This window comes from Bartonella sp. CL266QHHD, from assembly GCF_042195355.1.
In the GTDB taxonomy this organism is placed as follows: Bacteria; Pseudomonadota; Alphaproteobacteria; order Rhizobiales; family Rhizobiaceae; genus Bartonella.
This window is the reverse complement of record NZ_JBHIOD010000055.1, coordinates 1-14,794: the sequence shown is the minus strand read 5'-3', so window position 1 is coordinate 14,794 and position 14,794 is coordinate 1. Positions and strand designations below refer to the sequence as shown.

General features: G+C 40.0%; 10 protein-coding genes, 1 tRNA gene and 1 pseudogene. All 12 read right to left on the bottom strand.

The window, feature by feature from the left end:
- Positions 1-50 precede the first annotated feature (50 nt).
- Positions 51-740 carry a nitroreductase gene (locus tag ACFIK7_RS07180; RefSeq protein ID WP_375631245.1) on the bottom strand — a complete coding sequence of 230 codons (690 nt, stop codon included), beginning with the start codon at positions 738-740 and terminating at the stop codon, positions 51-53.
- Between the two features lie 206 nt (positions 741-946).
- Positions 947-1,333, bottom strand: coding sequence for a MerR family DNA-binding transcriptional regulator (locus ACFIK7_RS07175; protein WP_375631240.1), 387 nt, complete (start codon positions 1,331-1,333; stop codon positions 947-949).
- 545 nt (positions 1,334-1,878) lie between these two features.
- Positions 1,879-6,090, bottom strand: a complete 4,212-nt coding sequence (rpoC, locus tag ACFIK7_RS07170) for a DNA-directed RNA polymerase subunit beta' (RefSeq protein ID WP_375637731.1) — start codon at positions 6,088-6,090, stop codon at positions 1,879-1,881.
- Positions 6,091-6,262: 172 nt separating this feature from the next.
- Complete coding sequence (rpoB, locus tag ACFIK7_RS07165; protein WP_273790655.1) at positions 6,263-10,411, bottom strand: DNA-directed RNA polymerase subunit beta; 4,149 nt, start codon at positions 10,409-10,411, stop codon at positions 6,263-6,265.
- A 289-nt stretch (positions 10,412-10,700) separates the two neighbouring features.
- Complete coding sequence (gene rplL / locus ACFIK7_RS07160) at positions 10,701-11,072, bottom strand: 50S ribosomal protein L7/L12 (RefSeq protein ID WP_273790654.1); 372 nt, start codon at positions 11,070-11,072, stop codon at positions 10,701-10,703.
- A 101-nt stretch (positions 11,073-11,173) separates the two neighbouring features.
- Positions 11,174-11,692: a 50S ribosomal protein L10 gene (gene rplJ, locus ACFIK7_RS07155; RefSeq protein WP_012755027.1), complete on the bottom strand. Its 519-nt coding sequence runs from the start codon at positions 11,690-11,692 to the stop codon at positions 11,174-11,176.
- 361 nt (positions 11,693-12,053) lie between these two features.
- Complete coding sequence (gene rplA, locus ACFIK7_RS07150; RefSeq protein ID WP_375631242.1) at positions 12,054-12,758, bottom strand: 50S ribosomal protein L1; 705 nt, start codon at positions 12,756-12,758, stop codon at positions 12,054-12,056.
- 4 nt (positions 12,759-12,762) lie between these two features.
- Positions 12,763-13,191, bottom strand: a complete 429-nt coding sequence (rplK, locus tag ACFIK7_RS07145) for a 50S ribosomal protein L11 (RefSeq protein ID WP_273723157.1) — start codon at positions 13,189-13,191, stop codon at positions 12,763-12,765.
- Positions 13,192-13,340: 149 nt separating this feature from the next.
- A complete protein-coding gene (nusG, locus tag ACFIK7_RS07140; protein ID WP_273790740.1) occupies positions 13,341-13,871 on the bottom strand; it encodes a transcription termination/antitermination protein NusG in 531 nt (176 codons plus the stop codon).
- A 20-nt stretch (positions 13,872-13,891) separates the two neighbouring features.
- Positions 13,892-14,104 (bottom strand): preprotein translocase subunit SecE, encoded by a 213-nt coding sequence (gene secE / locus ACFIK7_RS07135; RefSeq protein WP_273790652.1) that lies wholly within the window; start codon positions 14,102-14,104, stop codon positions 13,892-13,894.
- Between the two features lie 200 nt (positions 14,105-14,304).
- Positions 14,305-14,380: transfer RNA gene (locus tag ACFIK7_RS07130), tRNA-Trp, on the bottom strand.
- A 47-nt stretch (positions 14,381-14,427) separates the two neighbouring features.
- A pseudogene (gene tuf / locus ACFIK7_RS07125) lies at positions 14,428-14,794 on the bottom strand (elongation factor Tu); the annotation flags it as partial.

The following is a 14,794-nucleotide window of genomic DNA, read 5'->3' as shown; positions in this document are numbered from 1 at the left end:
TCATAATGCACTAAGTTCTTCAAAACGTATGCTTAATTGTATGAAATATTTTATGGGTATGTTTCAATGAAACGTACAAAGTTTTCTAACGATTCTCGTTCTGTCTCAAACTTGTTTTCTGGAGCACTCATATCGCGATAACCAAGTGCCATACCACAGATAATATGGCGATCAGAAGGAATAGATAAAAGCGTACGAATCTGTTTATGATAATCAGCAAAAGCAGCTTGAGGACAGGTATCTAATCCAAATCCACGTGCAGCTAACATAATGGTCTGCATAAACATACCCAAATCAAGCCAACTCCCCATTTCCATGTCGTGATCCATTGTAAATAAGAGTCCTACAGGTGCATCAAAAAATAAAAAATTTCGCGCCTTTTGATGAAGTATTTTTTCTTTATCTCCTTTTTGAATTCCAAGACTCTGATAAAGATCCAAACCAACTTTTCGACGCCTTGAAATATAAGGCTCACGCCACTGACGTGGATAATAACTATATTCACGCTCTCCTTTTACACCTGAAAGCACAAGTTGTGAAAGCTCTTGCCCTACTTTCTGTAATACACTTCCTGTAAGCACAATCACTTGCCATGGCTGAATATTTGTTCCAGATGGTGCACGTGCTGCAAGTTTTAAGATTTCTTTGATTGTTTCCAAACTAACTGGCTGATCAGTAAAAGCGCGAATTGACTTTCGTGACAAAATAGATTGAAAAACACTCATAGGAGAAACTGTCATTGTTTTTACTTTCTTTATGAAAAATAATTCCTTCTTATCAAGGACAATATACTGCGAAAATACCTTTGCAGCTTTTTCAAACACTCTATTTCTTTAAATGACTTACACATTTCACGCAGTGTTAAATATCCCCCTTAGAGATAGTATAACCTATCCCTTTTAAGAGAAAGAAAATTGTCTAAAAGTAGACAAAATAAATTTTATAATCAATGACTAACCCCCAACTCCGCTAAGCTCTCAAAAAAACTCTCCTCAATTCGTTCTAAATCCTGTAGAAGATCATCAACATCATGCTGCATCTGCTTTAAATCAGCTCGTTTTTTATGAATTCCTGCAATTAATTTCTTAAGCTTTTTCTCATCATCTGGTGGTTTTCCAACTATTGTCAACATATCAGATATTTCAGACAACGAAAATTTAACTCTTTTAGCACGCAGTATTTGCTTTAACTTATGACGATCCGTTTGTGTATAAAGCCGTGTACTTCCACGCCGAAAAGGACTAAGAAGTCCCTCTTCTTCATAATAACGCAAAGTTCGAGCTGTTATTGAAAACTCACGTGTTAATTTTCCAATTGAATAATATTCGTACATTTTATCATTCTGTCTGCATAGATCACATTGTTATAAGAAATGTGTCTATTTTTTATAAAAAACTTAGTAAGCACCCTAATCTCTACTTTCCTGCATTCTAATTTATAAGAAAATACATTCTTATCATACAAGCATTGTATAGTAGAGAATCAATTATTTTTTAGATTACAGAAAAGACTATTGACCTTTCATTATAAGTCCTTTTAAATCTTTATAGAAGATATCAATCAAAAATTTTCCTAAAATTCAAAATCAATCATTATTTGATTTGTAGATAATCACTCTTTTCCTTGAATATGGCTTTTGAGTTTTACATATTTTGAAAAAATTCTATACTGCTTTTAGAAATTAAGAAACTTTAAAATAAAGTAACAAAAAAGATAAACATCATTACAAAATAATAAGCTACTAAAGACGTTCCCAATAACTGTCGCCTTATAATTTTTGACATTTTCAAGAAAATATGTAACTTTTGCATTTTGAGATAAAAAAACGTCTGAACTTTCTATTCAGACGTCTTTATATTATGTGATGTTGTATTTAAATTATTCAGCAACGGCCCCAGTTGTCATATTTGTCAACATAGCCTTAGCCACTTCGTTATTACTAGACTTACGCTGCTCATCTACAATCAAATCATCACGAACCGCAGCAATACGACGGATTTGAGAAATCGTACCACCTGTACCTGCTGGAATAAGACGACCGACAATAACGTTCTCTTTAAGTCCTTGCAAAGTATCAATTTTACCAGAAACTGCTGCTTCAGTAAGAACACGTGTTGTTTCCTGAAACGATGCCGCCGAAATGAAAGAAGGCGTTTGAAGAGAAGCTTTTGTAATTCCAAGAAGAATGGGATTACCAGATGCTGGTTTCTTCCCTTCTGCAATCAAATTATCATTGATTTCATCAAGTTCAATACGATCAACATTATCACCTGGAATATAACCAGAATCTCCAGATTCAGTAATTTCAACTTTTTGCAACATTTGACGAACAATCACTTCAATGTGCTTATCATTAATAAGAACTCCCTGTAAACGATAAACCTCCTGAATCTCATTAACAAGATAAGATGCCAAAGCTTCAACCCCCTTAATCGCCAAGATATCATGAGGTGCTGGATTACCATCAAGGATATAATCTCCCTTTTCAATTTGATCGCCTTCTTGGAAGTGAAACAACTTACCTTTTGGAATCAAATATTCTACTGCCTCAAGAGTTTCATCATTTGGTTCAATAATGATACGACGTTTATTCTTATAACCACGGCCGAATCGAATCGTGCCACTTACTTCAGCAATAATCGCATGATCCTTTGGACGACGCGCTTCAAAAAGCTCAGCCACACGTGGTAAACCACCCGTAATATCTTTCGTCTTGGCACTTTCCATTGGCAAGCGAGCAATAACATCACCAGCCTTAACATGAGCACCAAGCTCAACAGAAAGAATAGTTTCCACTGACATCATATAACGGGCTTCACCTCCCTTATACAATTTAGCAATGGATTCACCTTCTTTATCTGTGTGAATAATAATGGCTGGTTTAAGATCCGCACCACGTGGATTAGCGCGCCAATCAATCACTAAACGCTTCGTAATACCCGTAGATTCATCAGCTGTTTCAGTGACAGATAAACCATCAATCATATCTTCAAAACCCACATAACCTTCAACTTCCGTTAAAATTGGACGTGTATAAGGATCCCATTCTGCTATACGTTGGCCACGTTTAACCACATCACCATCATCAACAAAAATATGAGCACCATAGCTAACACGATGTACAACGCGCTCTTTTCCTAACTCATCCTTGATAAGGATAGCCATATTACGCCCCATAACAACCAATTGGCCTTCAGAGTTACGAACCACATTACGATTACGAATCTCCACCTTACCTTCATAAGATGCCTCTAAATACGATGAATCAACAACCTGCGCAGTTCCTCCTAAGTGGAAAGTACGCATAGTAAGCTGTGTTCCCGGCTCACCAATGGATTGAGCAGCAATAACACCAACGGCTTCTCCCTGATTAACAGGTGTTCCACGCGCCAAATCACGACCATAGCATTTTGCACAAACACCAAGACGTGTTTCACATGTTAAAGCAGAGCGAATTTGAACAGATTGAATCCCAGCTGCTTCAATCTTCGCAACATCAGCTTCCTCAATCATTGCTCCACCTTCAAGGATAACCTCTCCAGAGACAGGATGTAGAATATCAACAAGCGCTGTACGACCAAGAATTCTTTGCCCAATGGAGGCAACAATTTGTCCTGCATCAACAATCGGCTGCATGGTAAGCCCTTTTGCGGTACCACAATCAACTGCTGAAATAATAGCATCCTGTGCAACATCAACAAGACGCCGTGTTAAATAACCAGAGTTCGCCGTCTTTAACGCAGTATCAGCAAGTCCTTTACGTGCACCATGCGTGGAATTGAAGTACTCATTAACAGTTAGACCTTCTTTAAAATTTGAAATAATAGGCGTTTCAATAATTTCACCCGATGGTTTTGCCATTAATCCACGCATACCGGCCAATTGTCTCATCTGGTTAGCAGAACCACGAGCACCAGAGTGCGACATCATATAGATCGAATTCATCGGCCGTTGACGACCTGTTTTAGGATCAAAATCGACGGCTTGAATACGTTTCATCATTTCATCTGCAACGCGATCTGTACATTTACCCCAAGCATCTACAACCTTATTGTATTTTTCACCTTGTGTAATCAAACCATCATTATATTGCTGTTCGTACTCCTTAGCCAAAGCTTCTGTTTCTGCAACTAAACGAGACTTACTATCAGGAATAACCATATCATCCTTACCGAATGAAATTCCTGCACGACAAGCATAAGAAAAGCCAAGCTGCATAATACGGTCACAAAAAATAACCGTCTCTTTTTGTCCACAGTGCCGATAAACATGATCAATCATTTTAGAAATATTCTTTTTCGTCATCTCTTGATTGACAATATCAAATGAGATATCCGCACTTCTTGGCAAAAGCTCACCGATAATCAAACGACCAGGTGTCGTATCATAAAGTTTAGAAACTTCTTTTCCATCCTTCCCAATATTCTTAACACGGCCTTTAATCTTCGTATGAAGCGTTACAACCTTATTTTCCAAGGCATAATGAAGCTCACCTATATCAGAAAAGGCCATTCCTTCACCTGGTTCTTTTTCAGAAACAATTGAAAGATAATAAAGACCAAGAACCATATCCTGTGAGGGAACAATAATGGGAGCACCATTGGCCGGATGAAGAATATTATTGGTGGACATCATCAAAACACGGGCTTCAAGCTGTGCTTCAAGAGAAAGCGGAACGTGAACCGCCATCTGATCACCATCAAAATCTGCATTAAAAGCAGTACACACCAGTGGATGAAGTTGAATAGCTTTGCCTTCAATTAAGATAGGTTCAAAAGCCTGAATCCCCAAACGGTGCAATGTTGGCGCACGGTTGAGTAAAACAGGGTGTTCACGAATAACCTCATCCAAGATATCCCAAACTTCTGGATGTTCTTTTTCAACAAGCTTCTTTGCCTGCTTTACCGTTGATGAATAGCCTTTTGCATCAAGCCGCGCATAAATAAAAGGCTTAAATAATTCAAGAGCCATTTTTTTAGGAAGACCACATTGATGCAATTTTAATTCAGGACCCGTCACGATAACAGAACGCCCCGAGTAATCAACTCGCTTCCCAAGTAAGTTCTGACGAAACCGTCCTTGCTTGCCCTTCAACATATCTGATAGAGACTTGAGAGGACGTTTATTGGCTCCAGTAATCACACGCCCACGCCGTCCATTATCAAACAATGCATCAACAGCTTCTTGTACCATACGCTTTTCATTGCGCACGATAATTCCAGGAGCACGCAATTCAATCAGCCGTTTCAAGCGGTTATTACGATTAATAACACGCCGATAAAGATCATTCAGATCTGATGTCGCAAAACGCCCACCATCAAGCGGAACCAATGGACGCAAATCCGGTGGAATAACCGGAATTGTTTTCATTATCATCCACTCTGGCTTATTTCCAGATTCAAGAAAATTTTCAACGATTTTAAGTCGTTTAATCAATTTTTTCTGCTTTAACTCTGAAGTTGTTTCAGCTAATTCGAGACGCAAATCATTAGCGATTTTATCTAACTCCATACTAGCTAAAAGCTCGTAAATAGCTTCAGCGCCAATCATAGCTGTAAATTGATCTTCTCCGAACTCATCAATAGCAAGCATATATTCTTCTTCAGAAAGAAGCTGATGGAGCTTAAGAGATGTCAATCCTGGTTCGGTTACAATATAATTCTCAAAATAAAGAACCCGCTCAATATCTTTTAAAGTTAAATCTAAAAGTGTAGAAATACGACCTGGTAATGATTTAAGAAACCATATATGTGCAACAGGTGCCGCAAGTTCAATATGCCCCATACGCTCACGACGTACGCGCGAAAGAGTAACCTCTACACCGCATTTTTCACAAATAATGCCCTTATACTTCATGCGTTTATATTTGCCACATAGACACTCATAGTCCTTAATAGGGCCAAATATACGTGCACAAAAAAGACCATCACGTTCTGGTTTAAAAGTCCGATAATTAATAGTCTCAGGCTTCTTAATCTCACCATACGACCAGGACAAAATTTTCTCAGGACTCGCAATAGAAATACGAATAGAGTCAAATGTCTGCGCTGGCGCTTGAGGATTGAAAAGATTCATGACCTCGTGGTTCATGCTGTTCTCCTTCAAAGATTCTTAGAACCTGTTGTAATATCTCATTTATTTTATAACAGATCTTCTTTAAAAGACATTTACTTTTAAAAACGACCTGTATAGCCTTAATAAGGTTATTGAGCCTCTTAAAGTAATAAGAGCGCAGCCTTTTTCCAGTGCGCTCCTTGAATTATTACTCTGCCGTATCAGACAATGCCCGCTGTGCAATAAGTTCACGCGCATCATCAAGCTCCACATTAAGAGCAAGTGAGCGCATTTCTTTTACCAACACATTAAAGCTTTCGGGTATCCCTGCCTCAAATGTATCATCACCACGCACAATTGCCTCATAGACTTTTGTCCGCCCAGCCACATCATCTGATTTTACTGTTAGCATCTCCTGCAAAGTGTATGCAGCACCATAAGCTTCAAGTGCCCATACCTCCATTTCACCAAAACGCTGACCACCAAACTGTGCCTTACCTCCTAATGGCTGCTGCGTAACAAGTGAATAGGGACCTATAGAACGTGCATGAATCTTATCATCAACAAGGTGATGCAATTTCAACATGTAAATATATCCCACCGTTACTGGACGATCAAAAGGCTCCCCAGTACGACCATCATAAAGCGTAACCTGCCCTGAACTATCTAAGCCTGCGTCTTCCAGCATCATGTTAATATCAGACTCATGTGCTCCATCAAAAACAGGCGTTGCAATTGAAACCCCTTTTTTCATCTGTAATGCCAATTTGTAGAGGCTTTCATTATCATACTGACGGACTGGTTCATTATGATTATCATCAGGCATAAGATTTTCAATACGCTGACGCAGCGGCAATATATCCCCAGTCTCTTGATACAACTCTAACAAATCACCAATCTTCTTGCCCATCCCCGCACATGCCCAACCAAGGTGCGTCTCAAGAATTTGTCCAACATTCATACGACTAGGCACACCAAGCGGATTCAAGACGATATCAGCATGGGTCCCATCTTCAAGAAATGGCATATCTTCTACGGGAAGAATACGTGAAACAACACCCTTATTTCCGTGACGTCCCGCCATCTTATCACCTGGTTGGATTTTGCGCTTCACAGCCACAAAAACCTTCACCATTTTCATGACACCAGGAGGCATTTCATCACCTCTTTGGACCTTTTCAACTTTATCCATAAAGCGACGTTGTAATGCTTCCTTTGATTCATCATATTGCTTGCGCAAAGCTTCAATTTCATTTTGAAGTTTTTCATCCTCAACAGCAAATTGCCACCACTGGGATCGTGGATAATGCCCCATCACTGTACTATCAAGCTTTTTGCTGCCCGAAAAGCCTTTCGGACCTTCTACAGCAACTTTACCTGTCAACATATCGGTGAGGCGCGAATAAACATTGCGATCAAGAATAGACTGTTCATCATCACGGTCTTTTGCTAAACGCTCAATTTCTTCACGCTCAATTGCCATCGCACGTTCATCTTTTTCCACGCCATGGCGATTAAAAACGCGAACTTCAACAACAGTACCAAAAGTCCCAGGAGGCATACGCATAGAAGTATCACGAACATCGGATGCCTTTTCCCCAAAAATCGCACGCAGAAGCTTTTCTTCCGGCGTCATAGGACTTTCACCTTTTGGGGTAATCTTTCCAACTAAAATATCACCCGGTTGAACTTCAGCACCAATATAAATAATGCCAGCTTCATCAAGATTTCTTAACGCTTCTTCCGCAACATTAGGAATGTCGCGCGTAATTTCCTCAGGACCAAGTTTTGTATCGCGTGCCGCAACTTCAAATTCCTCAATATGAATTGAAGTAAACACATCATCAGCAACAATGCGCTCGGATAACAAAATAGAATCTTCATAATTGTATCCATTCCAAGGCATAAAGGCTACGAGAACATTCCGCCCAAGAGCCAAATCACCAAGATCCGTGGATGGACCATCTGCAATGATATCACCTTTTTCTACCCTATCACCAACATTTACAAGAGGACGCTGATTAATACAAGTGGACTGATTAGAACGCTGAAATTTCTGTAAGCGGTAAATATCAACGCCTGATTTTGAAGGATCTAAATCTTCTGTTGCACGGATAACAATACGGGTAGCATCAACTTGATCAACAACACCACTACGTTTTGCACTCACAGCAGCTCCTGAATCGCGCGCAACAATGGATTCCATTCCCGTCCCAACAAATGGTGCTTCAGCGCGTACAAGAGGAACTGCCTGACGCTGCATGTTCGATCCCATAAGTGCACGATTCGCATCATCATTTTCCAAAAAAGGAATAAGCGCTGCTGCAACTGAAACCAACTGTTTTGGTGAAACATCCATCAAATCAACATGATCACGCGGCGCCATTAAAACTTCACCAGCATGACGGCAAACAACAAACTCTTCTATAAAACGACCTTCGCTATCTAATGAAGAATTAGCCTGAGCGACATAATGCTTTGCTTCTTCCATCGCTGAAAGATAAATAACTTCTTTTGTAACTTTTCCATCAATAATTTTTCGATATGGACTTTCAATAAAGCCATATTTGTTAACTCGCGCAAATGTTGCTAAGGAGTTGATTAGACCAATATTGGGGCCTTCTGGTGTTTCAATCGGACAAATACGACCATAATGCGTAGGATGTACGTCACGGACTTCAAAACCCGCACGTTCACGAGTCAAACCGCCTGGACCAAGAGCAGAAAGACGGCGCTTATGGGTAATTTCCGACAATGGATTGGTTTGATCCATAAACTGCGACAATTGTGAAGACCCAAAAAACTCACGAACTGCTGCTGCAGCAGGCTTTGCATTGATCAAATCCTGTGGCATAACTGTATCAATTTCAACCGATGACATACGCTCTTTTATCGCACGCTCCATACGAAGAAGACCAATGCGATATTGATTTTCCATCAACTCCCCAACGGAACGAACGCGACGGTTGCCAAGATTATCAATATCATCAATTTCACCACGTCCATCACGCAATTCAACCAACATCTTAACAACAGCAAGAATATCCTCTTGGCGTAAAATGCGAACTGTGTCTGGACAATCAAGATCCATACGCAAATTCATCTTAACACGCCCAACAGCAGAAAGATCATAACGCTCTGGATCAAAAAACAATGAATGGAACATTGCTTCTGCTGTATCAATTGTTGGAGGCTCACCTGGACGCATTACTCGGTAAATATCAAATAACGCATCCTGCCGACTTTCATTTTTATCCACCTTCAAAGTATTGCGGATGTAAGCGCCAATATTCATGTGATCAATATCAAGAATATTGATTTGATCAGCACTAACATCAAGCAAAATTTTTAATACTTTTTCGTCAATTTCATCACCAGCCTCAAGGTAGATTTCACCTGTTTCGTAATTGACGATATCTTCGGCTAGATAACAACCTAATAAATCATCTTCACTAACTTTAACCGCTTTGAGTCCTTTTTCTGCCAAAGACTTCGCAGTACGAACTGTTAATTTTTTACCAGCCTCCGCAACGACTTCACCACTATCTGCATCTATAAGGTCAGAAATGAGCTTCATTCCTTTAAAGCGATCAACAGAATAAGGAACTCGCCATCCTTCTCCATCACGCTCATAAGTCACTTTATCATAAAACGTTGATAAAATATCTGACGCATCCATACCTAATGCCATCAAAAGACTTGTAACAGGAATTTTGCGCCGTCGATCAATACGCGCATAAACGATGTCCTTAGCATCAAACTCAATATCAAGCCAAGAACCACGATACGGAATAACACGAGCAGCAAAAAGAAGCTTTCCTGATGAATGGGACTTTCCTTTATCATGGTCAAAAAAGACACCAGGAGAACGATGCATCTGAGAAACAATAACACGCTCCGTACCATTAACAACAAAGGTACCATTCGTCGTCATTAAAGGCATATCGCCCATATAAACGCCTTGCTCTTTAATGTCTTTGATATCTTTGGAGCCAGTATCCTCATCAACATCAAAAACAATCAAACGCAATATGACCTTTAATGGGGCAGCATAAGTTAAATCACGTTGACGGCACTCTTCAACATCAAATTTTGGTAAATCAAATTCATAACCTACAAACTCAAGCATAGCTGTACCGGAAAAATCTGAAATAGGAAAAACAGATTTAAAAACAGCTTGCAAACCTTCATCTGGTCGTCCACCTTTCGGTTCCTCAACCATGAGAAACTGATCGTATGACGCTTTTTGAACCTCAATAAGATTCGGCATTTCTGCTACTTCAGGAATCTTACCAAAAAATTTGCGTACGCGCTTACGACCATTGAATTGAGACATCATTGCGTGAGTCTGAGCCATCGTCGCTCCTTGATCTTTACTCTTCAAGGTAGACCAACCTTGAAAGCCTTATATCATTAACCTGCATATGCAGACCAGTTCACTTGACACTCAATAATGAGCATCATTAACTTTCCCCACCAACATAAGCCATTTATCTCTTTGACTCTATGATGAAGGAGTAAGTAATCTAAACCTATCCCATTCCTGTTACGAAACCATTAGGAAAAGGTTTTTTACTCATTATTTTCCCTCTTTGTATTAAGAGAAAGAAATCGGCGAACATAAATGCCCGCCGATAAAATTAAATTTACTTAAGTTCCACTTTAGCACCAGCAGCTTCAAGTTGAGATTTAATTTTTTCTGCTTCTTCTTTAGAAGCAGCCTCTTTAATAGGCTTAGGTGCACCTTCAACCAGATCTTTAGCTTCTTTAAGACCAAGTCCAGTAAGAGCACGAACTTCCTTAATAACATTAATTTTTTGTGCGCCACCTTCAACAAGAATAACATCAAATTCTGTTTTTTCTTCAGCAGCTGGAGCAGCAGCACCAGCAACAGCAGCGACAGCTACAGGAGCAGCAGCCGAAACTCCCCACTTTTCTTCAAGTAACTTAGAAAGCTCAGCGGCTTCCAAAAGGGTTAGATTAGAAAGGTCTTCTACGATCTTCTCTAGATCAGCCATTTTTAAATTCCTTCAATTAAAAGATTTGAACCATTATTAAATTTTATCCAAAAAAACAGAAAAGCATTAAGGCTCTTCCATAAACGTGAATACAAACAGCCTTAAGCCGCCTTATCCTCCTGAGCATATGCTCCAATGACACGTGCAACCTGACCAGCAGGGGCATTAACAACCTGTGCAATACGGGTCGCAGGGGTAGAAATCATACCCACAAGTTTTGCACGCAACTCGTTTAATGAAGGCAATGAAGCCAATGACTTCACAGCATCTACAGTTAAACTTGTTGCACCCATTGAACCGCCAAGTATGACAAATTTGTCATTGCTTTTCGCAAAATCAACAGCAACTTTCGGTGCTGTGATTGGATCTTCTGAATAAGCAATAAGTGTTTGCCCAGTAAACAAACCCACTATCGATTCAGATTCCGTGCCCTGAAGAGCGATTTTAGCAAGACGGTTTTTGGCGACTTTAACGGCACCGCCAGCTTCACCCATTTTCGAACGCAGATCATTCATCTGTGAAACTGTCAGACCGGAATAATGTGCAACAACAACAGAACCAGACTTCCGAAAAGCCTCGTTAAGCCATGTAACAAATTCGCGTTTTTCCGCTCTATTCACTGTCTCTCTCCATTTAACAGATTTACTTAAAACAAACCTGTTGGTTACCTTTGATAACATAAAATACTTCATGTCACCGATGAGGATCCTGTCCCCTTTTTCACGCACAGCGTTCAAAGGCAACCTTGGCTCAAACCCTTTAAGTCTTTTAACTCTCAGTTTTTACCCCAGTCTCATGCAGGTTTTTTTTGATTAAGATACTTAAAAGTATCACCTACAATCTCGGACAGGATATTCCGGAATTTCTCCCGGCACAACCTAAGCCCTATAAAGCTTAGATAGCTAAATGCTGATCAAAACCAGCACTTTAAAATACAATTTTGATATTCCCATACCCCAAAAAACAAAATCATAAATCAGCTTACATTAACTCTGAACGAACCGTTGCTGGATCAACTTTAACACCAACTCCCATAGTCGACGAAACAGCAACGCGTTTAATATATTCACCTTTTGCACCTTGCGGTTTGGCTTTAATAACTGCACTTGCAAAGGCTTTTATATTTTCTACGATTTTTTCAACACCAAAAGAAGCCTTACCAATACCAGCATGCACAATACCAGCTTTTTCCACACGAAACTCAACAGCACCACCTTTAGAAGCTTTGACAGCACCGGCGATATCAAGTGTTACAGTACCAACCTTCGGATTTGGCATCAAACTCCGTGGACCAAGAATCTTACCAAGACGACCAACAAGAGGCATCATGTCTGGCGTTGCAATACAACGATCAAAGTCTATAGTCCCTCTATTAACGCTTTCAAATAAATCTTCGGCACCCACAATATCAGCTCCTGCCGCCTTAGCTTCCTCAGCCTTATCCCCACGAGCAAAAACGGCAACACGAATATTTCTCCCTGTCCCATTAGGCAAATGAGCAACGCCTCGAACCATTTGATCAGCATGACGCGGATCAACACCCAAGTTCATTGAAATTTCGATTGTTTCATCAAACTTAGCAACAGCACGCTCCTTAACCATTGAAACGGCATCTTTTAAAGCGTAAAGTTCATTAAAATCAATATCTTTTCGGATATTTTTTATTCTTTTTGCTACTTTTGCCATAATATTAGCCCACCACTTCCAAGCCCATCGAGCGAGCAGAACCTTCAACCATACGCATTGCTGCCTCAATGTCATTCGCATTAAGATCTTTCATCTTTGATTCCGCAATCGAACGAATTTTATCGCGAGAAATGCTTCCTACAGACACTTTACCAGGCTCTTTTGAGCCAGATTTCAGGTTTGCTTCCTTCTTTAAAAAGAATGATACAGGAGGCGTCTTGAGAGAAAATGTGAAAGACTTATCTTGATAATACGTAATAACAACTGGAATCGGCGCTCCCTTTTCCATTTCTTGTGTAGCTGCATTAAACGCCTTACAAAACTCCATGATATTAATACCACGCTGCCCAAGAGCTGGACCAATCGGTGGAGATGGAGTAGCAGCTCCTGCAGGAACCTGCAACTTAAGCTGACCTATACTTTTTTTTGCCATAACAATCTGCCTTTAATTTCACTGGTATACTGACAATTCACCTTGCCCGTTACCCGCTGCAGTCACGTGGTTCGGATCATTAAGCCGACAAAAGCTATAAATCACCTCCCACTCCTTCCTTAAAGTAATTAAAACTACTCTAAGTTTAATCAGAGTTTTTCAACCTGACCAAATTCCAAATCAACAGGCGTAGGACGCCCAAAAATAAGCACTTCAACCTTAAGACGAGAGCGCTCTTCTTCAACCTCTTGAACAATTCCATTAAACGAAACAAAAGGACCATCAGCAACGCGAACTTGCTCTCCAACCTCAAACAATACAGAGGACTTTGGAGACTCAACCCTTTCCTGAACTTGTTTGAGAATTTGCTCAACCTCTCGATCAGAAATTGGAACAGGACGCGCATCCGATCCTAAAAAACCTGTCACTTTAGGTGTATTCTTAATAAGATGATAAACTTCATCTGTTAACTCAGCACGAACAAGAACATAACCAGGAAAAAACTTTCGCTCAGTATCAACTTTGCGTCCACGACGAACCTCTACAACACGCTCTGTTGGAACAAAAATCTTTTCAAAAAGATGATCAAGTCCCTTTTGCTTTGCCTCCTTATCAATAGCTTCCGCTACTTTCTTTTCAAAATTTGAATATGCCTGAACAATATACCAACGAGCTGCCACAGTCACACTTCCTTACATTCTCAACTAAAAAGATATTTCAGAAGATCAATAACCCGCCAAACACCAAAATGCATAACCTGATCCACAATAAAAAAGAAAGCTGAAGCCAATGCAGTTACCAACAAAACCATAATAGTAGAAATAACCGTCTCACGACGTGTAGGCCATTTCACTTTAATTGTTTCTGCATAAACCTGCTTCAAAAAGGTAATCGGATTGGTTTTAGATGCCATCGTCACACTATACTCTCTCTAGTCCTATTGTGTTTTATAGAACAAAATAAACAGGAAAAAATGCAAAAGCCAACTTTCAGACTTATGCAATTTCCTTACTTTCTATTCAATACCGTTTCACACACAAAAAAACAAGCCCCATATCAAAAAAAGCGAAAAAGGCAGCAAAATCCACTCCCTTATATGTAAAATCCCCCCTTTGGCAGGGGCAGCAGGACTTGAACCCGCGACCTGCGGTTTTGGAGACCGCCGCTCTACCAACTGAGCTATACCCCTAACTCTCAAAACTAAAACACTTTTAACACCCCTTTAACAAGCATTATTTATTCAATGATCTTAGAGACGATACCGGCACCAACAGTACGACCACCTTCACGAATAGCAAAACGAAGTTTCTCTTCCATCGCTATCGGAACGATCAACGAAACATCCATCGCAACATTGTCACCTGGCATAACCATTTCCGTTCCTTCTGGAAGTGTAACAATACCTGTAACATCCGTCGTACGGAAGTAAAACTGAGGACGATAATTCGTGAAAAATGGTGTATGACGTCCACCTTCATCTTTTGTCAAAATGTAAGCTTCTGCTTTAAAACGCGTATGAGGTGTAACGGATCCTGGCTTCGCCAATACTTGACCACGCTCAATCCCTTCACGATCAACACCACGTAGAAGAGCTCCTATATTA